General features: G+C 69.0%; 18 protein-coding genes. 11 read left to right on the top strand and 7 right to left on the bottom strand.

Annotation, left to right across the window (positions count from 1 at the left end; genetic code table 11):
- The first annotated feature begins 18 nt into the window (after window positions 1-18).
- From GBB76_RS06410 to GBB76_RS06385, 6 genes are all read left to right on the top strand, one after another.
- Complete coding sequence (locus GBB76_RS06410) at window positions 19-744, top strand: NUDIX hydrolase (RefSeq protein WP_246669057.1); 726 nt, start codon at window positions 19-21, stop codon at window positions 742-744.
- A gap of 108 nt (window positions 745-852) precedes the next feature.
- On the top strand, window positions 853-1,890 hold the full coding sequence (locus GBB76_RS06405; protein ID WP_152302530.1) for a BMP family protein: 1,038 nt from the start codon (window positions 853-855) through the stop codon (window positions 1,888-1,890).
- Between the two features lie 189 nt (window positions 1,891-2,079).
- The gene (locus GBB76_RS06400; protein WP_152302529.1) at window positions 2,080-3,627 is read left to right on the top strand and encodes an ABC transporter ATP-binding protein; all 1,548 of its coding nucleotides are present in this window, start codon (window positions 2,080-2,082) and stop codon (window positions 3,625-3,627) included.
- A gap of 388 nt (window positions 3,628-4,015) precedes the next feature.
- Window positions 4,016-5,083 (top strand): ABC transporter permease, encoded by a 1,068-nt coding sequence (locus tag GBB76_RS06395; RefSeq protein WP_152302528.1) that lies wholly within the window; start codon window positions 4,016-4,018, stop codon window positions 5,081-5,083.
- 2 nt (window positions 5,084-5,085) lie between these two features.
- Complete coding sequence (locus tag GBB76_RS06390) at window positions 5,086-6,030, top strand: ABC transporter permease (protein WP_152304767.1); 945 nt, start codon at window positions 5,086-5,088, stop codon at window positions 6,028-6,030.
- 10 nt (window positions 6,031-6,040) lie between these two features.
- Complete coding sequence (locus GBB76_RS06385) at window positions 6,041-7,336, top strand: amidohydrolase family protein (protein WP_152302527.1); 1,296 nt, start codon at window positions 6,041-6,043, stop codon at window positions 7,334-7,336.
- Between the two features lie 171 nt (window positions 7,337-7,507).
- Here GBB76_RS06385 and GBB76_RS06380 read toward each other — a convergent pair whose 3' ends face one another.
- On the bottom strand, window positions 7,508-8,353 hold the full coding sequence (locus GBB76_RS06380) for an MBL fold metallo-hydrolase (RefSeq protein WP_152302526.1): 846 nt from the start codon (window positions 8,351-8,353) through the stop codon (window positions 7,508-7,510).
- Window positions 8,354-8,605: 252 nt separating this feature from the next.
- Window positions 8,606-9,241, bottom strand: coding sequence for an MBL fold metallo-hydrolase (locus GBB76_RS06375; RefSeq protein WP_152302525.1), 636 nt, complete (start codon window positions 9,239-9,241; stop codon window positions 8,606-8,608).
- 114 nt (window positions 9,242-9,355) lie between these two features.
- On the opposite strand from GBB76_RS06375, the gene lepA reads away from it, so the two are divergent.
- Window positions 9,356-11,161 carry a translation elongation factor 4 gene (gene lepA / locus GBB76_RS06370; protein WP_152302524.1) on the top strand — a complete coding sequence of 602 codons (1,806 nt, stop codon included), beginning with the start codon at window positions 9,356-9,358 and terminating at the stop codon, window positions 11,159-11,161.
- A 70-nt stretch (window positions 11,162-11,231) separates the two neighbouring features.
- Window positions 11,232-11,417, top strand: a complete 186-nt coding sequence (locus GBB76_RS06365) for a YegP family protein (RefSeq protein ID WP_152302523.1) — start codon at window positions 11,232-11,234, stop codon at window positions 11,415-11,417.
- Between the two features lie 90 nt (window positions 11,418-11,507).
- Here the strand turns inward: GBB76_RS06365 and GBB76_RS06360 are convergent, their stop codons facing one another.
- Entirely contained in the window at window positions 11,508-11,891 is a 384-nt protein-coding gene (locus tag GBB76_RS06360; protein ID WP_152302522.1) for a PRC-barrel domain-containing protein, read from the bottom strand.
- Window positions 11,892-12,128: 237 nt separating this feature from the next.
- On the opposite strand from GBB76_RS06360, the gene GBB76_RS06355 reads away from it, so the two are divergent.
- Both GBB76_RS06355 and mepA read left to right on the top strand, forming a co-directional pair.
- Window positions 12,129-13,148, top strand: a complete 1,020-nt coding sequence (locus GBB76_RS06355) for a L,D-transpeptidase (RefSeq protein WP_152302521.1) — start codon at window positions 12,129-12,131, stop codon at window positions 13,146-13,148.
- Window positions 13,149-13,156: 8 nt separating this feature from the next.
- Entirely contained in the window at window positions 13,157-14,074 is a 918-nt protein-coding gene (mepA, locus tag GBB76_RS06350; protein ID WP_152302520.1) for a penicillin-insensitive murein endopeptidase, read from the top strand.
- A gap of 185 nt (window positions 14,075-14,259) precedes the next feature.
- Here the strand turns inward: mepA and GBB76_RS06345 are convergent, their stop codons facing one another.
- The 4 genes from GBB76_RS06345 to GBB76_RS06330 all read right to left on the bottom strand — a co-directional run bounded on the left by GBB76_RS06345 (window position 14,260) and on the right by GBB76_RS06330 (window position 18,611).
- Window positions 14,260-15,891, bottom strand: coding sequence for a GMC family oxidoreductase (locus tag GBB76_RS06345; protein WP_152302519.1), 1,632 nt, complete (start codon window positions 15,889-15,891; stop codon window positions 14,260-14,262).
- Window positions 15,892-16,005: 114 nt separating this feature from the next.
- On the bottom strand, window positions 16,006-16,728 hold the full coding sequence (locus GBB76_RS06340) for an outer membrane protein (RefSeq protein ID WP_152302518.1): 723 nt from the start codon (window positions 16,726-16,728) through the stop codon (window positions 16,006-16,008).
- A 242-nt stretch (window positions 16,729-16,970) separates the two neighbouring features.
- Window positions 16,971-17,798: a lytic transglycosylase domain-containing protein gene (locus GBB76_RS06335; RefSeq protein WP_152302517.1), complete on the bottom strand. Its 828-nt coding sequence runs from the start codon at window positions 17,796-17,798 to the stop codon at window positions 16,971-16,973.
- Window positions 17,799-17,867: 69 nt separating this feature from the next.
- Window positions 17,868-18,611 (bottom strand): DUF3750 domain-containing protein, encoded by a 744-nt coding sequence (locus tag GBB76_RS06330; RefSeq protein ID WP_152302516.1) that lies wholly within the window; start codon window positions 18,609-18,611, stop codon window positions 17,868-17,870.
- Window positions 18,612-18,767: 156 nt separating this feature from the next.
- Here GBB76_RS06330 and GBB76_RS06325 point away from each other — a divergent pair, with 156 nt between their 5' ends.
- A complete protein-coding gene (locus GBB76_RS06325; RefSeq protein WP_152302515.1) occupies window positions 18,768-20,120 on the top strand; it encodes an Nramp family divalent metal transporter in 1,353 nt (450 codons plus the stop codon).
- The last annotated feature ends 68 nt before the right edge of the window (window positions 20,121-20,188 follow it).

Here is a 20,188-nt window from a genome sequence, read left to right as displayed (position 1 = left end):
CCGTGCGGCGGTGCGGGCGTGAGTGCCGAGGCGCCGGCTGTCGTCGCCCTCGACCGGGTGGAGATGAGCCTCGCGCCGGAGCCGCACGTCTTTCCTCCCGCCGAGCGCGCCGCCATCGACGCCTATTTCGCCGAGCGGCAGCGCGCCAATCCGGCGCTGTGGAACGGGCGGGTGCTGGTCCTCGAGTCATTTCGCGTCGAGGGGCGGGTGCTGACCGGGCGCTACACGCCGGCCGACTATGCCGCGCTGCTCTGGCTGCTCGGCCACCGCGACCCGCATGGCCATCTGCGCAACTGCTTCGCCATGGGCGCGCTGCGCGGGAGCGACGGCGGCTTCGTGATGGCGCGCATGGCGCCGTGGACCGCGAATGCCGGACGCGTCTACTTCGCCGCCGGCACGCCGGACCTCGCCGACGTGACGCCCGAGGGGCGCGTCGACATGGAGGGCAGCCTGCTGCGCGAATTGCGGGAGGAGACCGGCATCGCCGCCGGCGAGGTGACGCTGGCGCCGGGCTGGACCGCGCTGATCGATGCGCGCCGCGTCTCGCTGTTGCGCGAGATCGTGGCCCGTGACGACTCGCCGACGCTCGCCGCGCGCATCCGCGCCTTCGCCGCCCGCGACGCGCGGCCGGAGATCGACGAGGTGATCGTCGTGCGCGGCCCGCAGGAGGTTCCCGACGGCGCGCCACCTTTTATGCGTGCCTATCTCGCAGCCGTCTGGGGACGCGATAGAATGGAGCCGTGACTTTTCGGACTGAACAGTTCGAAAATGGCACGGGGCTCGCATGAGCGGGCGCATCACGGGGGCCGCGTTGGGGCGGACCGCCGTCCTTTGATCGGGGAGGTCATTCACATGCCGGTTAAGTCGTCTGGTTCCCTGCCGCTTTTTTCGTCATCCCTGCTCGATCGGCGGCAGATGCTGGTTCTGGGCGCCAGCGCCGCCGCGCTGACCGCCTTCGGTGGCGAGGCGCTGGCCGCCAAGGCCAAGCCGATCAAGGTCGCAGCGATCTATACCGTGCCGGTCGAGCAGCAGTGGGTCTCGCGCATCCACAAGGCGCTCAAGGCCGCTGAGGCGCGCGGCGACATCACCTACAAATTCTCCGAGAACGTCGCCAACACCGACTATGAGCGCGTTATGCGCCAGTACTCGGAAGAGGGCGCCGACCTCGTGGTGGGCGAGGTGTTCGCCGTCGAGCGCCCGGCCCGCAAGGTCGCCGCCGACTACCCCAAGACGGCCTATCTGATGGGCTCGTCCTTCGGGCCGACCAAGCCGAACTTCTCGGTGTTCGACAACTTCATCCACGAGCCGTCCTTCCTGACCGGCATGGTGGCCGGCAAGACCACCAAGTCGAACATCATCGGCCTCGTCGGCGGCTACGCCATCCCCGAGGTGAACCGGCTGATGCAGGCCTTCATGGAAGGCGCCAAGTCGGTGAACCCGAACGTCAAGTTCATCGTCACCTTCATCAACTCCTGGTACGACCCGCCCAAGGCCAAGGAAGCCGCCTTCGCCCAGATCGACAAGGGCGCGGACGTTCTCTACGCCGAGCGCTTCGGCGTCTCCGACGCCGCCAAGGAGCGCGGCATCAAGGCCATCGGCAACGTCATCGACACGTCGAGCCAGTATCCCGGCACGATCATCGCCTCGGCGCTGTGGCAGATGGAGCCGACCATCGACAAGGCGATCAAGGAAGTGATGGACGGCACCTTCGTGGCCGCCGATTACGGCCCCTACAGCTACATGGCGGAAGGCGGCGCCAGCCTTGCCCCGCTCGACCCGAAGGTGGTGTCGCCGGAGGTGATCGAGATGGTGCTGGTGAAGGAAAAGGAGATCAAGGACGGCCTTTTCCGCGTCAACGTCAACGACGCCGAGCCGAAATCGACGCTGTGACGTCGACGCTGTGACGGCGCCGCCGTGACGCCGGCCTGCGAGGCCGGCGGTCCGTAATTCCCTCTCCCCGTCGGGGAGAGGGTCAGGGTGAGGGGAGTTTCCGGTGCTCGCCCCTCACCCGGCCGCTTCGCGGCCGACCTCTCCCCGGCGGGGAGAGGTTCGCAATGAGGCCGGCTCGGCGCCCGTTCCATGCACCCCGACCCACGCCCGCTCGTCCTCTCGCTGACCGGCATCACCAAGCGGTTCGGACCGCTGACGGCGAACGACGCCATCGACCTCGACGTGCGGGCCGGGGAGATCGTGGCGCTGCTGGGCGAGAACGGCGCCGGCAAGACCACGCTGATGAGCATCCTGTTCGGCCATTACGTGGCCGATGAGGGCAGCGTCCACATCGCCGGCGACGACGGCCAGCTCGTCCCGCTCCCCGGTGGCTCGGCCGAGGCGGCGCTCCGGGCCGGCATCGGCATGGTGCACCAGCACTTCGCGCTGGCCGAGAACCTGACCGGATTCGAGAACATCGTGCTCGGCACGCAGTCGCTGTGGAGCTTCCGGCTGCGGCGCGGCGAGGCGCGCGCCAAGATCGAGCGGCTGATCGCCGACAGCGGCCTCGCGGTCGATCTCGACGTGCCGGTCGCCCGTCTCTCGGTCGGCGAGCAGCAGCGCATCGAGATCCTCAAGGCTCTGTACCGCGACGTGCGGGTGCTGATCCTCGACGAGCCGACCGCCGTGCTGACGCCGCAGGAGGCGGACGGCCTCGCCGCCACCGTGCGCAAGCTCGCGGCCAAGGGGCTCGCCGTCATCTTCATCAGCCACAAGCTGCACGAGGTGCTGGCGCTGTGCGAGCGCGTGGTGGTGCTGCGCGGCGGCGCCAAGGTCGCCGACCGTCCGAGCGCCGGTGCCGACCGGGCGACGCTGGCCGAACTCATGGTCGGACGGCCCATCCCGGCGCGCGAGCGTCCGCCCTCGACGCCCGGCGCGCCGGTGCTCAGCCTGCGCGGCGTGAGCGTGGGTGCCCCCGGTCAGCGCGACCGGCTGGAAGGGGCGAGCCTCGAGGTGCGCGCCGGCGAGATCGTCGGCATCGCCGGCGTCTCCGGCAACGGGCAGGGGGCGCTCGCCGCGCTGGTGGCCGGCCTTGCCGCCGCGCGTACCGGCGAGGCGCAGCTTTCCGGCGTGGCGCTGGCCGGGGCCGACCCGGCCGGGCGCGTGGCCGCGCAGGTCGGCCGCATCCCGGAGGACCGCCACCGCGACGGCACCATCGGGGCGCTGTCGGTGGCCGAGAATTACGTGCTGGAGACGATTTCCGCGCCGGAGAACCAGCGCGGCGGGGTGATGCGGCGCACCGACATCCGCACCCGGGCGGCGGCGGCCATCCGCGCCTATGATGTGCGCTGCCCCGGCCCGGACGCGGCGATCCGCGCGCTCTCCGGCGGCAACATGCAGAAGGTGGTGCTGGCCCGCGTGCTGGAGCGCGAGCCCAAGCTGGTGCTGGCGCATCAGCCCACGCGCGGCCTCGACATCGGCGCCACCACGGACGTGCACCGCCGGCTGATCGCCGCGCGCGGACGCGGGGCGGCGGTGCTGCTGATCTCGGAAGACCTCGACGAACTGTTCGCGCTGTCCGACCGTATCGCCGTCGTGCATGCCGGGCACCTGTCGCCGGCAATGGACGCCGCCGGCCTCGACGTGCGCACCGTCGGCCTGATGATGGCCGGCCATTCGGCGGGGGAGGCGGCGTGATGGATGGGCGCGCAGAGTGCGGCCGGTGGCCGAGTGCTCCCTCTCCCCGAGGGGGAGAGGGCCGGGGTGAGGGGGGCTTGCAGCCCCGACACCGTGCCGCCCCTCACCGACCCGCTTCGCGGGCCACCTCTCCCCGTCGGGGAGAGGGAGAAGACGCAGCGTCGGCGGAGCGCATCCCGCTTCACCTCTCCCCGTCGGGGAGAGGTCGGCCCGTAGGGCCGGGTGAGGGGGCGAACCGTGCCATCAATGCGCCAACCGCGCGTCTCTCGTCATGGCCGGGCTCGGCCCGGCCATCCACGTCCCCTCGCCAACAGGCGTGGATCCCCGGGCCACGCCCGGGGATGACGTGGAAAAAGCGGCAAACGTCTTTCCCCAGAGCGAGTGCGCCATGATCCGCTTCGTCCCGCGCGAGCGCACGCCGGTCTGGCTCACCGTCGCCGTCTCCATCGGCTCGGGGCTGGCGGCGCTGCTGCTTACCGCCATTCCGCTCGCCCTGTCCGGGGCGCCGGTCTTCGCCGCCTTCGCGCTGATGTTCGACGGCGCCGCCGGCAACGGCTTCGCGCTGGCCGAGACGCTGACCCGCGCCACGCCGCTGATCTTCACCGGCCTCGCCGCCGCCGTCGCCTTCCGGGCGAAGCTGTGGAACATCGGCGCCGAGGGCCAGCTCTATGCCGGCGCGCTGGCCACCGTGGCGCTCGGCGCCGGGCTGATCGAGGCGCCGTCCTATGTGCTGGTGCCGCTGGTGCTGGTCGGTGCCGCGACGGCGGGGGCACTGCTGCTGCTGGTGCCGGTGCTGTTCAAGACCCGCTTCGGCGCCGACGAGGTGGTGGTGACGCTGCTGATGAACTTCATCGTGCTGCTCTTCGTGCAGATGATGCTGGAAGGGCCGATGAAGGACGAGATGGCGCTCGGCTGGCCGCAGTCGGCGCCGGTGCTCGACGAGGCGACGCTGCCGAAGCTGGTGGCCGGCTGGCGCCTGCACTGGGGGCTCGTCCTCGCCGTGGTGGCGGCGGTGCTGCTGCATGTCTTCATCAGCCGCACGGTGTGGGGCTTCCGCATCCGCGCGGTGGGCGAGAGCGCCCGCGCGGCGCGCTATGCCGGCCTGCCGGTCGGCAAGGCGATGGCGCTGGTCGGCATCCTCTCGGGCGGCCTCGCCGGCCTGGCCGGCGCCAGCGAGGTCGCGGGGCTGAAGGGCTACCTGACCTCCGACCTCTCTCCCGGCTTCGGCTATGCCGGCATCGTGGTGGCGACGCTCGCCAACCTCTCGCCGCTCGGCGTGGTGCCGGCCGCGATCTTCGTCGCCGGCGTGTTCGTCGGCGCGGATTCGATGAGCCGGGCCATCGGCGTCTCCAACTACCTCGCCGACCTCGTGGTCGCCTTCGCCCTGCTCAGCGTGCTGGTCGGCGGGCTGCTGACCCGCTTCCGCATCGTCCTCATACGCCGGGAGACCGCGTGATGCTGTGGTCCGCGCTGGAAATCCTGACCCAGGCCAATTTCTGGGCCGCGACGATCCGCATCGCCACGCCGCTGATATTCGGCGTGCTCGGCGCGCTGCTGTGCGAGCGGGCGGGCGTGCTCAATCTCGGCATCGAGGGCATCTTCGTCGCCGGCGCCATGTCCGGCTGGCTGGCGGTGTATCTGGGCGCCCCGCTCTGGGGCGGGGTGATGGTGGCGGCGCTCACCGGGGCGGGCTTCGGGCTGATCCACGGCGTGCTCACCGTGCCGCTCGGCCTGTCGCAGCATGTGACCGGCATCGGGGTGACGCTGCTGGCCACCTCAGCCGCCTATTTCGGCTACCGCGTCGCCTTTCCCAACGTGTCGACGCCGCCGCGTATCGAGCCGTTCCCGCCGCTCGACGTGCCGGTGCTGGGCGATCTGCCCTTCATCGGGCCGATCCTTGCCCAGCAGACGGCGCTGACCGTCTTCGCCTTCGCCTGCGTCGGCATCCTCGCGCTGGTGCTGGCGCGTACGCCGCTCGGCCTCGCGCTCAGGGCGGTGGGCGACAACCCGGAGGCGGTGGAGGCGCAGGGGCTGTCGGTCGTCGCGCTGCGCATCGGCGCGGTCATGGCGGGCTCGGCGCTGATGGCGCTGGGCGGGGCGTTCCTGACGCTCTCGGCATTCAACGCCTTCTATTTCGGCATGATCAACGGGCGCGGCTGGGTGTGCATCGCGCTCACGGTCTTCGCCTCCTGGCGGCCGGGCAAGGCGCTGCTGGGGGCGCTGCTGTTCGGCGCGCTCGACGCCTACCAGCTGCGCATCCAGACGATTGCCGGCGGCGTGGTGCCGAGCCAGATCTTCCTGATGCTGCCCTATATTTTCTCCATTGCCGCTCTAGTGCTGGTGGCGCGCCGCGCGGACTATCCGCGGGCGCTGATGAAGCCCTATTTCAAGGGCCAAAGGTGAGTCTGGACGCATGAGCCTCGACCTTCTGGTGAAGAATGCCCGCCTGCCGGACGGGCGGGCGGGCGTCGACATCGCCTGCCGCGACGGGCGCATCGTGGCGGTGGAGCCCGCCATCGAGGCCGAGGCCGGCCAGGTGATCGAGGCCGGCGGCAAGCTGGTCTGCCCGCCCTTCGTCGATCCGCATTTCCACATGGACGCGACGCTGTCGCTCGGCCTGCCGCGGCTGAACACCTCCGGCACGCTGCTGGAGGGCATCGCGCTGTGGGGCGAGCTGAAGCCCATCCTCACCCATGAGGCGGTGATCGAGCGGGCGCTGCGCTATTGCGACCTCGCGGTGAGCCAGGGCCTGCTCGCCATCCGCTCCCATGTCGACGTGTGCGACGACCGGCTGCTGGCGGTCGAGGCGCTGCTGGATGTGCGCGAGAAGGTGAAGGACTATATCGACCTCCAGCTCGTCGCCTTCCCGCAGGACGGCTATTACCGCTCGCCGACGGCGGCGGCGAACCTCGCGCGGGCGCTCGACATGGGCGTCGACGTGGTGGGCGGCATCCCGCATTTCGAGCGCACGATGGCGGACGGCGCCGCCTCGCTCAAGGCCCTGTGCGAGATCGCCGCCGAACGCGGCCTGCTGGTCGACATCCATTGCGACGAGACCGACGACCCGCTCTCGCGCCATATCGAGGCGCTGGCCTACGAGACCCAGCGTCTGGGATTGCAGGGGAGGGTGACGGGCTCGCACCTGACCTCCATGCATTCCATGGACAATTACTACGTCTCCAAGCTCATTCCGCTGATCGCCGAGGCCGGCGTCCACGCCATCGCCAATCCGCTGATCAACATCACCCTTCAAGGCCGGCACGACACCTACCCCAAGCGGCGCGGCCAGACCCGCGTGCCGGAGCTGCGGGCGGCGGGCGTCAACGTCGCCTTCGGCCATGACTGCGTGATGGACCCCTGGTACTCGCTCGGCTCGGGCGACATGCTGGAAGTGGCGCACATGGCGCTGCATGTCGGCCAGATGACCTCGCGCGAGGCGATGACCTGGTGCTTCGAGGCGGTGACGACCAACTCCGCCCGGCTGATGCATCTCGACGGCTACGGGCTGGAGCCGGGTTGCAACGCCGATCTGGTGGTGTTGCAGGCCGCCGATCCGATCGAGGCGATCCGGCTCAAGGCCGCGCGGCTCTTCGTGGTGCGGCGGGGCCGGGTGATCGCCGAGGGCGCGCCGCGCGTCTCCGCGCTCGACCTGCCGGGCCGCCCGGCGCTGGTCGACCCGGCCGCCTACGCGCCGGGCACCCGGAACTAGAGCGTTTTCGAGCGAAGTGGATACCGGTTCGCGTGAAGAAAACGCGACAAAACAAAGATCCCGTCGTCATCCCGGACGGCCGGAACGGCCGATCCGGGATCGCCCGCCGCATCTTGTGTTGCGCGCGATCCCGGCTCTGCGCTTCGCTCCGGCCGGGATGACGTTTGCCACTCAATAAAGCCGGCCCGGCAGCACGATGACGGTCGGCTTCGATGGCAGCGTTTCGCGCGAGATCACCAGTTCGGGACTCTCGCGCCGCTCCACGAGGTACTGGCTGCTGGCGAAGCGGTCGAGGAACTGGTTGAGCGTGCCCTCGTTGAAATAGTGCATCGGGATGACGAGGGGCGCCTCCAGCGCCTTGAGCACCTCGATCATGCCGTCGACATCCAGCGTGTAGCTGCCGTCGACCGGGGCCAGCACGACGTCGATGCGCCCGAGCGCGCCGAGGTCTTCCTGCGTCAGCGTGTGGTGCAGGTGGCCGAGATGGGCGATGCAGATATCGGCGGCGCGGAAGATGAAGATCGAATTGCCGTTGCGGATCGTGCCGCCTTCCCAGTCGCGGATGTTGGTCGGCAGGTTGCCGATCCAGAGATCGCCGACGTCGAGATCGTAGCGCACCGGGTCGCGGTCCTCGCGCCAGCCCTTGAGCACGTGCTCGATGCCCGGATCGGGGTTGAGCGAGTAATGCGTCGAGTGCGCGCGGTTCATGGTGGCGACGCGCGGCACCACGGCGGGGCGCACATAGTCGTTGTAGTCGGTCGCCACGCTCACGCCGCCGGCGGTCTCGATCAGGAAGGTCGAGTGCCCGATATAGGTGAGCCCGACCTGCCGTTCCGCCACGAAGGCCGCCGGGACAACGCGCGGACCGGGCGGGGCGATGAAGGGGATTTTCGCCACCAGCTTCGGGCAGCGGTCGGCCTGCGCGGCGGCGGGGCTCGCGCCAAGCGTGGCACCGAGCGTCGCGCCGGCGAGCAGGGAGGCGAGGGTGAGCAGGCAGGCGGTCGCGAAGCGCGTCATCACGGGACTCCGGGGCGGCTGTCCCGGCATCATCCGTCGTGCTGCGGCGCGGCGCGAGTAACGAAATCGTGGCGCTTCCCTTAGGCAATCGGTCCCGTCGCGCCGTCATCCCGGCCGAAGCGGCGCAGCCGCGTAGAGCCGGGATCGCATACAGGTCCACGCGATCCCGGATCGGCCTGCGGCCGTCCGGGATGACAGCTAGGCCGGGATGACGGGCAGGCGCCGGGATCGTCGGCGGAGCGGACGCGGCCCTCAGCGCAGGAAGGGGTTGGTGCGCTTTTCCTCGCCGATGGTCGAGGCGTTGCCATGACCGGGCAGGACGGTGACGCCGTCGCCGAGCGGCAGCAGCTTGGTCTTGATGCCCGCGATCAGCAGTGCGTGGTCGCCATAGGGGAAGTCGGTGCGCCCGACCGAGCGCTGGAACAGCGTGTCGCCGACGATGGCGAAGTCGGCCGGCTTGTGCACCAGCACGATATGGCCGGGCGTGTGGCCGGGCACGTGCAGCACGTCGAAGACGATGCCGCCGATGTCCACCGTGTCGCCCTCGTCCAACCAGCGGTCCGGCGTCACCGCGCGGCCGGGGATGCCGGTGCGCACGCCGTCGGCGGGCAGGTTGTCGAGCAGGAACTTGTCGCCCTCATGCGGGCCCTCGACCGGAATCTTCAGCGTCTCGGCAAGCTCGGCGGCGCCGGCGGCATGGTCGATATGGCCATGGGTGAGCACGATCTTCTCGGCATTGACCTCGAGTTCCTCCAGCGCGGCGAGGATGCGCGCAATGTCGCCGCCCGGGTCGATCACCGCCCCCCGCTTCGTGGTCTCGTCCCAGACGATGGAGCAGTTCTGCTGGAACGGGGTGACGGGGACGATGGCGACCTTCAGATCGGGCATGGGGGTTCCTCGGAGGGCAGGCGGGCGGAATGTGGTCGAACATATGCCGGCGCGCAAGGCGCGGGCCGGCGTGCCGCCTTGTGGCGTAACGGCGCCAATGCTATCCCGCGACCCATGAGCACCGAGCCGATCGCCAACATCCGCAACTTCTCCATCGTCGCCCATATCGACCATGGGAAGTCGACCCTCGCCGACCGCCTGATCCAGATCACGGGCGGCCTGTCCGAGCGTGAGATGTCGGAGCAGGTGCTCGACAGCATGGATATCGAGCGCGAGCGCGGCATCACCATCAAGGCGCAGACGGTGCGGCTGTCCTACACGGCCAAGGACGGCAAGGACTACGTCCTCAACCTCATCGACACGCCCGGCCATGTCGACTTCGCCTATGAGGTGAACCGCTCGCTGGCCGCCGTCGAGGGCTCGCTGCTGGTGGTCGACGCCTCACAGGGCGTCGAGGCGCAGACACTGGCCAACGTCTACCAGGCCATCGACAACAATCACGAGATCGTGCCGGTCCTCAACAAGGTCGACCTGCCGGCCGCCGAGCCGGAAAAGGTCAAAGCGCAGATCGAGGACGTGATCGGCCTCGATGCCTCGCAGGCCATCCTCATCTCGGCCAAGACCGGCATCGGCATTCCCGATGTGCTGGAGGCCATCGTCACCCGCCTGCCGCCGCCCAGGGGCGACCGCGAAGCGCCGCTGAAGGCGCTGCTGGTCGATAGCTGGTACGACGTCTATCTCGGCGTCGTCGTGCTGGTGCGCATCGTCGACGGCGTGATGAAGAAGGGCATGCGCATCAAGATGATGCAGACCGGCGCCGTCTACGAGGTGGACCGGGTCGGCGTGTTCACCCCCAAGCTCACCGTGATGGCGGAGCTCGGCACCGGCGAGATCGGCTTCCTCACCGGTTCGATCAAGGAAGTGGCGGACACCCGCGTCGGCGACACCATCACCGACGAGAAGCGCCCGACCTCCGAAGCGCTGCCGGGCTTCAAGCCGGCGCAGCCGGTGGTGTTCTGCGGCCTGTTCCCGGTCGATGCCGCCGATTTCGAGGATCTGCGCGCCGCCATGGGCAAGCTGCGTCTGAACGACGCCAGCTTCTCCTTCGAGATGGAGACCAGCGCCGCGCTCGGCTTCGGCTTCCGCTGCGGGTTCCTCGGCCTGCTGCATCTGGAGATCATCCAGGAGCGGCTGGAGCGCGAGTTCAATCTCGACCTCATCGCCACCGCCCCCTCGGTCATCTACGAGATCGAGATGAACGATGGCAGCGTGATCGACATGCACAACCCGGCCGACATGCCGGATGTGATCAAGATCAAGGAAATCCGCGAGCCGTGGATCCGCGCCACCATCCTGACCCCGGACGACTATCTCGGCTCGGTGATCAAGCTGTGCCAGGACCGGCGCGGCAGCCAGATCGAGCTGACCTATGTCGGCGCGCGCGCCATGCTCACCTATGACCTGCCGCTCAACGAGGTGGTGTTCGATTTCTATGATCGGCTGAAGTCGATCTCGAAGGGCTATGCCTCCTTCGACTACCAGATCACCGACTACCGCGTCGGCGACCTTGTGAAGATGTCGATCCTCGTCAATGCCGAGCCGGTGGACGCGCTCTCCATGCTGGTGCACCGCACCCGCGCCGAATATCGCGGCCGGGCGATGTGCGAGAAGCTGAAGGATCTGATCCCGCAGCATCTGTTCCAGATTCCGATCCAGGCCTCGATCGGCGCCAAGATCATTGCCCGCGAGACCATCAAGGCCCTGCGCAAGGACGTCACCGCCAAGTGCTATGGCGGCGACATCTCCCGCAAGCGCAAGCTTCTGGACAAGCAGAAGGAGGGCAAGAAGAAGATGCGCCAGTTCGGCAGGGTGGAGATCCCGCAGGAAGCCTTCATCGCCGCGCTCAAGGTCGACGACTGAGGCACCCGCTACCCACGCCGGCCGTTTCGTGCTGACATGGCCTTGTCCAGCTTCAACGGGGATGCCGCAGATGGCGTACAAATTCGAAGTCTACAAGGACAAGGCCGGCGAGTTCCGCTTCCGCTTCCGCGCGTCCAATGGCGAGGCGATGTTCTCGTCGGAGGGCTACAAGGCCAAGGCCTCGGCCCTGAGCGCGATCGAGTCGATCAAGAAGAACGCGCCGGGCGCGGAGACCGAGGACACCACCAAGGAATGAGCCGGCCGGCTTTGCCCGCCACATTCCCGCACGCATGAAAAAGGCCGGGCTTGCGCCCGGCCTTCCCGTCTGTACGAAGCCTCGCCCGCGTCAGATGACGTAGGGCGGCACATGGTAGTAGTCGTTGACCTTGCGGTCCCAGTCGCGGTCCTGCCAGGAGCGCTCGTCGGCGCTGGCATGGTGCGGGGCGCCGCTGAGCTGCTCCTCGGTGATGTCGACGACGTAGCCGTCGAGGGCCTCGTCATATTTCAGCAGCGACCACGGCAGCGGGTAATAGTCCTCGCCGAAGCCGAGGAAGCCGCCGAAGCTCATCACCGCATAGGCGCTTTGGCCGCTGAGCTTGTCGATCATGACGCGGGCGATGGACCCGATCCGATCGCCGTTCGGGCGGTAGACGGCGGTGCCTTCGACCTTGTCGCTGCCGATCAGCGTGCGGGTCTCGCGCGCGTCGAGATTGTGCTGCGTGCTTTGCATTTTCTAGCCTCCCTTGTCCGTTGCGTGTCGGGGGGAGAACGTCCGGTCCCGCGTGGGAGTTCCGCCGGCGACGGTGGTAAACCGCCGTGTCGGCGAAGAAATTTTCCCTGCCGGCATATTGGCCGGCGCCGCCGGTATCGCGGCGGGGGCGGGGCGGGGGACGGACGTCCGGCGGGCGGGTGGCGCCGGGCCGCGCCGGCCGATATCTTCGCGCGGCCGACCGAGGAGAATCACGCCATGACCCGCGAAGCCGACCCCTTCGCCGCCAGCCGCCGCAGCGTCCTTCGGCTCGCCGGCTCCGCCGCGGCGCTGGTGCTGGGCGCGGGGGTGCTCGACGCCCGCCGCGCCCGCGCGCAGGAGACCGAGGTCGATGCGCTCAAGCCCGGCCAGTATGTGTGGTACCCGGACCGCGCGCCGGAGGGCTTCGTCGCCATCATCGTCTCGCTGCCCGACCAGCGCTGCTATGTCTACCGCAACGGGGTGCGCATCGGCGTGTCGACCTGCTCGACCGGCAAGGCGGGCCACGAGACCCCGGTCGGGGTGTTCACCATCCTGCAGAAGGACGTGGACCACCATTCCTCGATCTATGACGACGCCTCCATGCCCTTCACCGAGCGGCTCACCTGGTCGGGTGTGGCGCTGCATGCCGGCGGGCTGCCGGGCTACCCGTCCTCGCATGGCTGCGTGCACCTGCCGCTGGCGTTCTCCAAGCTGCTCTTCGCCGTCACCCATTACGGCACGCCGGTCATCATCGCGGATTCGCACTCGCAGCCGCTCGACGTGCTGCATCCCGGCCTCGTCATGCCGGCCGACGCGACCGTCGCGATCCAGAAGGACGACCCCAAGAATGCCAACGGCACGCCCGACACGGCGGCGGCGCCCGATCCGGCGCAGGACGCGGTGGCGATGATCATCAGCGGCGCCGACAAGGCGCTCACCGTCATCAAGGACGGCGCCACCGCCTTCACCGCGCCCGTCACCATCAAGGACCCGCAGACCCCGCTGGGCAATGTCGTCTATGTGCTCAAGAGCGTGGGCGGCGAGGTCTCGTGGACGGCGCTGTCCTTCGAGGGCAACGGAGCGGCCGGCGGCAAGGCCGCGAGCGCCATCGACCGCGTGACCGTCGCGGCGGCGGCGAACCAGCAGCTTGCCAAGCTGCTGGTGCCCGGCTCGACGCTGTTCATCACCGATCTCTCCGCCACGCCGGATACCCGCTCGGACAAGGATTTCGTCATCCTGTCCCAGGCGGCGAGCTGAGGCGCGCCATGGGCGCGCGGCGGGGCAGGGCGGGCGCGGCGGCGCTGGCGGGCGTGCTTGCCGGCCTGTGCCTCGTGGCCGCCGGCGGCGCCCTTGCCCAGCAGGTCGATCCGGCCCGGCTCGGCGAGACGCCCGCCAAGCAGGTCTTCGGCGCGCTGAAGAAACCCGCTCCGCTGGAGGCGCGCGCCATCGGCTTCTATTCCAAGGGCTGCCTTGCCGGCGCCGAGGCGCTGCCGGTGAATGGGCAGACCTGGCAGGCGATGCGCCTGTCGCGCAACCGCAACTGGGGTCATCCGAACCTCATCGCCTTTCTGGAGCGCTTCTCCGCCGCCGTGCCCACAGTCTCGCAATGGCCGGGAATTCTGGTCGGCGATCTCTCGCAGCCGCGCGGCGGGCCGATGGTGAGCGGCCATGCCTCGCATCAGATCGGCCTCGACGCCGACATCTGGCTCACCCCGATGCCGAAGCGCGAATTCACCCGCGAGGAGCGCGAGAAGATTTCCGCCACCATGGTAGTGCGCAAGGACCGGCGCGACGTCGACGCGGCGGTGTGGACGCCCTCGCACATCGCGGTGATCCGGGCGGCGGCGCAGGACGGCGAGGTCGAGCGGGTGCTGGTGAACGCGGCCATCAAGAAGGCGCTGTGCCGGGATGCGAAGGGCGATCGCGCCTGGCTGCAGAAGGTGCGGCCCTATTGGGGGCACGACTACCACATGCATGTGCGGCTCTCCTGCCCCGGCGGGGCGCCGGACTGCCGGGCGCAGGACCCGGTGACGCCGGGCGAGGGCTGCGGCAAGGAGCTGGACTGGTGGTTCTCCGAGGGCAATATCAACCCGAAGCCGCCGGCGACGCCCCCCAAGCCCAAGCCGCCCATGCTGATGAAGGAACTGCCCGAAGCCTGCCGGCAGGTGGTGCTGGCGCCGTAGGAGATCTCGGCAAGGCTGCCGGCCCACATGAAGGTGGTCGCTCCCTCTCCCCGTCGGGGAGAGGGGTGGGGTGAGGGGGATTCTAAAGCTCGCCGGACTATGGCCCCTCACCGACCCGCTTCGCGGGCCACCTCTCCCCGACGGGGAGAGGGAGGTTGATCCGGCCTTCCCGGAAGGGCCGGCAACTACCCCCGCCCGTCCTCGAGAATCATCCCGGCCGCCTTGTCGGCGATCATGATGGTCGGCGAATTGGTGTTGCCGGAGACCAGCGTCGGCATGATGGAGGCGTCGGCCACCCGCAGCCCGCCAATGCCGAACACCCGCAGCCGCTCGTCGACCACCGCCATCGGATCGGAGGCAAGGCCCATCTTCGCCGTGCCGACGGGATGGAAGATCGTCGTGCCGATGTCGCCGGCGGCGCGCGCCAGAGCTTCCTCGCTGTCGTCGAAGGCGGCGCCGGGCAGGAATTCCTCCGGCGCGTAGGGCGCCAGCGCCGGCTGGCCGACGATGCGGCGGGCGACGCGGATGCTGTCGGCGGCGACGCGGCGGTCCTCCTCGGTGGCGAGGTAGTTCGGCCGGATGCGCGGGGCAGCGGCCGCGTCCGCGCTTGCCAGCGTCAGGCTGCCCCGGCTGGTCGGGCGCAGATTGCACACGCTCATGGTGAAGGCGGGGAAGCGGTGCAGCGGCTCGCCGAACTTGCCGAGCGAGAGCGGCTGCACGTGGAATTCGAGGTCGGCGCGCTCGATCTCCGCCCGCGAGCGGGTGAAGATGCCGAGCTGCGAGGGCGCCATGGTCAGCGGCCCGCGCTGGAACAGGGCGAAGTCGAGCCCCATTTTCGCGCGGCCGAACAGCGAATGGTACTGCTCGTTCAGCGTCGGCACGCCGGAGACCTTGTAGATCATCCGCAGTTGCAGATGGTCCTGCAAATTGGCGCCGACGCCGGGCCGGTCCAGCACAACGGGGATGCCGTGCTCGGAAAGCTCGGCGCCCGGGCCGATGCCGGACAGCTTGAGCAGATGCGGCGAGCCGATGGCGCCGGAGGCGAGGATGACCTCGCCGCGCGCCCGCGCCACATGGCGCACGCCGTCCTTCACATAGGCGACGCCGACGGCGCGGCCGTTCTCCACCAGCACGCGCTCGGTGCGCGCGCCGGTCTCGAGGCGCAGATTCGGGCGCGACAGCACGGGCTTGAGGAAGCCGCGCGCGGCGCTCCAGCGGAAGCCGCGCTTCTGGTTGACCTGGAAATAGGACGAGCCCTCATTATCGCCGGTGTTGAAATCAGGGATCGGCGCGATGCCGGCCTGCCGGGCGGCTTCGCGCACCTCGTCGAGCAGCTTCCAGGTGAGGCGGGGGAACTCGACCCGCCATTCGCCGCCCGCACCGTGGAAGGCGCCGGCGCCGAGATAATGGTCCTCATGGCGCTTGAAGACGGGCAGCACGTCGTCCCAGCCCCAGCCGGCGAGGCCGAGCTGGCGCCAGTGGTCGTAATCGCCCGCCTGGCCGCGCATGTAGATCATGGCGTTGATGGCGGAGGAGCCGCCGATGGTCTTGCCGCGGGGATAGTTCAGCGCGCGCCCGTTCAGCCCGGCCTCGGCCTCGGTCTTGAAGCACCAGTCGGCGCGCGGATTGCCGATGGCGAAGAGATAGCCGACCGGGATGTGAAACCAGATCCAGTTGTCGCGCCCGCCCGCTTCCAGCACCAGCACGCGGTTGCGGGGATCGGCGGAAAGCCGGTTGGCCAGCACGCAGCCCGCCGAGCCGGCGCCGACCACGATGTAGTCGTAGGTTTCGGGGGAGGCGGGGCTGACGGCGGACATGAAACACCTGCGGGGGAAAGTGGCGTCGGCAAACTGCCGGCCGCCACCTCCCCCCGCAATGTGAAAATCCGCGCAACGGCTGTGGGCGGGGACCGTGGGTCCCGCGCCGAAGCGTCAGAACTTGTAGCTGAGGCCGACGCGCACGTCGTTGGTGGTGTAGGCGTGGTCCACCGTCAGCGAGTAGTAGTAGGGCAGGTAGGAGGACGAGTCGCCGTAGTCGGTGTAGCGATACTCGATGCGCGCCAGGATGTTGTCGGTGACCGCATATTCGAGGCCGCCGCCGATGGTCCAGCCCGACACGTTCTCCGAGGGGGAGACCCGATCGCCGTACAGATCGTTGTTCTCATAGGTCGTCGTGGTCGAGCCGAAGGCATAGCCGGCGGTCACGAAGGGCAGGAAGCGGTCGAAGGCGTAGCCGACGCGCGCGCGCACCGAGCCGAACCACTCAAGCTCGTGCGTCGCGGTGACATTCCACACGTCGATGCCGAAGGCGGAGGCGGAATCGGAGGAGCTGAGGTTTCCGCCGTTGATGTCCGCCTCGATGCCGACGACCAGATTGGAGGCGAACTGGTAATTGTAGCCGACGAAGCCGCCGCCGAAGAAGCCGTTCGGGCTGCCCGATGAGGTGGCATAGTCGGGATTGCCGGGCACCGACAGGGAGCTCTCCGCGTCCGCCCAGCCATAGCCGATCTGGCCGCCGAGATAGAGGCCGGTCCAGCTGAAGGCGGGCGCGTAGGCCGCCGCCTTGAGCACCGGCGCGGGCGCCGGCGGCATGTCCGCCGCGAAGGCGGCGCCGGAAGAAAGAAGCAGCGTGCCAGCGATCGCCAAGGCCTTCATGTCGTCCCCCAAGTCTTTCTGCGGCTCCCTGCGGAGCCTACGCAACGTTCCACAATGGCGAGGTTCGCCTTGCCTCGCGTTCAGGTGAAGTCAAGAACCGCTACAACCATGACGTCAAGCGCGGTCGCCCGCTCTGCGCCGGCTGCGTGCGCTTCGGTGGCACAGCGTGACGTCCGAGCAACATGATCTCGGTCCTCCGTTCAGCCGTCCGTCAGCGAGGGGAGCGCGCCGGCCGTCCGGACTCACGAGCGCAGCTTGCTGGCGAACAGGCCGATGGTGCGGGCATAGACCTCGGCCTTGTTCCAGCCGAGCAGGGCCTGATAGTTCGGCTCGCCCGGTCCCCAGCCGGCGCCGGCGCGCCAGCCATAGCCGCGCAGGTAGTTGGCGGTGGAGGCCAGCACGTCGGGCGCGCTGCGCACGAGGTCGGCGCGGCCATTGCCGTCGAAATCGACCGCGAACTTCACATAGGACGAGGCCATGAACTGGGTCTGGCCGATCTCGCCGGCCCATGCGCCGCGCATCTCGTCGAGGGTGAGGTCGCCGCGCTGGTAGATGCGCAGCGCATCGAGAAGCTGGGCGGTGAAGAAGCCGGTGCGCCGGCAGTCATAGGCGAGGGTGGAGAGCGAGCGCAGGATCGGCATCTTGCCCTGGTTGACGCCGTAATCGGTCTCCAGCCCCCAGATCGCCACCACCACCTCGCCGGGCACGCCGAAACGCTGCTCGATGCGCTGGAGTGTCGAGGCATATTGCTTGAGCTTCTGCTTGCCGGTGGCGATGCGCCCGGCGCTGATGCGGTTGGCGGCGAACTGCTCGAAGCTCTGCTTGAAATGCTTCTGGTTGCGGTCGAGGCGGATCACCTGCGTGTCGTAGGTCACACCGTCCAGCACGCGCAACGTGCCCGGCGCGATGCCCTGCGCCGCCGCCTCGCGCTTGAAGGCGGGCAGCCAGGCGCCGAAGCCGGACGCGTCGTTGCCGCACGGCGCGGCATGGGCCGGAGCCACGGCGAGCCCCGCGAGAAGCGCGGCGATCACGCCGCCCGCCCGCAGGCGCAAAAGACAACCTTCGATCATCGCCAATCCCCCAAAAAACCAGTGGCCGAGCATCGCGCAGCGAGATGAACGGCCGGTATCCGTACGGACTCAGATGCCGATGCGTCCGAACCCCGGCAGCTTGATGCCCGGCCGGCGGATGTCCAGCCCGGCGACGGCGCCGAGTATGTTGATCTCGACGCCCTCGACCCAGGCCAGCGTCAGCCCCGCATAGCCGTCGAGCGTGACGCGCAGCCCGGTGCGGGAGGGGGCGAGGCCGAACCAGCCGCCCTCGACCGGAAAATCCTTGCCGATGGCGGTCGGCGGCAGCGCGATCCCCATCTCGGGCACCTGCGACAGCACATAGGCGGTGAAGCTGTTCGAGTTGGGCCCGGGCCAGACATGGTAGTCCCCGGCGCCGTCATAGGGATAGGACTCGATGGCGGCGCGCAGCTTCGGGATCAGCGCCTCGGCATCCGGTCCGCTGGCCTCGAACACGATGTCTGGGTCGTTGCCGTACCAGCGCCCGTCCGGCGCGTAGCCATTGTGGCGGATCGGGCGGCCCCAGCCGACCTTGTCGTAGCGCTCATAGGCGCGGGCGCCGTCTTCCTTGAACACGATCCAGCTATGCACCGCGAAGATGCCGCGCCAGCGCCCGACCCGGGCGGCGTAGACGCGCACCATCGCCTCGGGGTGTTCCTTCGCGGCGGGCAGGGTGCCGGTGCTCGACCAGTCCGCCGTGCTCCAGCTCCGCGTCCAGTCGGTGCCATGCCACTGCACGAGCGCATGCGCGCCGAGCGGCATTGCGAACAGCAGGAGGAAGCCGAGGAGGGCGAGGCGGGCGGCACGGGCCATCCGGCCAATCTGCGCGGAAATCGGCTTCGCACAAGGCTTTGCCGCGTCGCACGCGAAAATGTGTCCGGCCAGTTGCAATTCGTTCGCAACTGCATTGACATTTCGGTGCGCTGCGTCATCTTTAATGCAATTCATTCGCAATAGCGGTTTTAGGCGATGCTGGACAAACTTCAGGCGGGCGGCACGGGCGGTGGTTTTGGCTGGCGGCGCGAGCGCGGCGATCCCGCGCTCTCCGAGGTGCATGGCACCATCGCGGTGCCGAAGAAGTCCGGCTTCTGGCGTTTCGCCGCCTTCCTCGGCCCGGGCTATCTCGTCGCCACCGGCTATATGGACCCGGGCAACTGGGCGACCTCGCTCGCCGGCGGCTCGCGCTTCGGCTACAGCCTGCTGGTCGTCGCTCTGCTCTCCAACATGATCGCCATTCTTCTGCAGGCGCTGTGCTCGCGGCTCGGCATCGCCTCGGGGCGCGATCTGGCGCAAGCCTGCCGCGACGCCTTCCCGCGCCCGGTCGGCTTCGTGCTGTGGATCCTCGCCGAAGCGGCGATCTGCGCCACCGACCTCGCCGAGGTGATCGGCACCGCCATCGGCCTGAACCTGCTGTTCGGCATTCCGCTTGAACTCGGCGTGGTCATCACCGCGCTCGATGTGTTCCTGATCCTGTGGCTGCAGAATCTCGGCTTCCGCTTCGTCGAGGCGCTCATCGTCGCGCTGCTGTTCGTCATCGCGACCTGCTTCGGCATCCAGATCGCGCTGGCCGATCCGAACTGGGGCGACGTGATCCGGGGCTTCGCGCCGACGACGGAGATCGTGACCAATCCGGACATGCTCTATCTCGCGCTCGGCATCCTCGGCGCGACGGTGATGCCGCACAATCTCTACCTTCACTCCGCCATCGTGCAGACCCGCCGCCACGACGACACGCTGGACGGCAAGCGCGACGCGATCCGCCTCGCCACCTGGGATTCGACGCTGGCGCTGATGTTCGCGCTGACCATCAATGCCTCGATCCTCATCCTCGCCGCCTCCACCTTCCATGCCGGCGGCACCGGCGAGATCGCCGATCTCGGCAAGGCGCACGAGCTGCTCAACCCGCTGCTCGGCAGTTCCATCGCGCCCACGCTCTTCGCCGTCGCCCTGCTGTGCTGCGGGCTCAGCTCGACCGTGACCGCGACCATCGCCGGGCAGGCGGTGATGGAGGGCTTCCTCAACATCCGGCTGGCGCCGTGGCTGCGCCGGCTGATCACCCGCACCATCGCCATTGTGCCGGCGGCCTCGGTCACCATCGCCTATGGCGAGAGCGGTGCGGGCGCGCTGCTCATCCTCAGCCAGGTGATCCTCAGCCTTCAGCTGCCCTTCGCCATCGTGCCGCTGATCATGTTCACCGCCGACCGGCACAAGATGGGTGCGCTGGTGGCCCCGCGCTGGCAGATCGTGCTGGCCTCGCTGGCGGCGGCGCTGATCATCGCACTCAACATGAAGCTGCTGTTCGACTTCATCACCGGCGCTTGATCGCCCCGGCGGGCGGGGGACTAAGGTCCGTCTTGCGTCCGTCGCCTCACGGGGGTCTCATCGGGCCG

Source organism: Ancylobacter sp. TS-1, from assembly GCF_009223885.1.
Taxonomy (GTDB): domain Bacteria; phylum Pseudomonadota; class Alphaproteobacteria; order Rhizobiales; family Xanthobacteraceae; genus Ancylobacter.
This window is presented reverse-complemented; position numbering and strand designations above follow the sequence as displayed.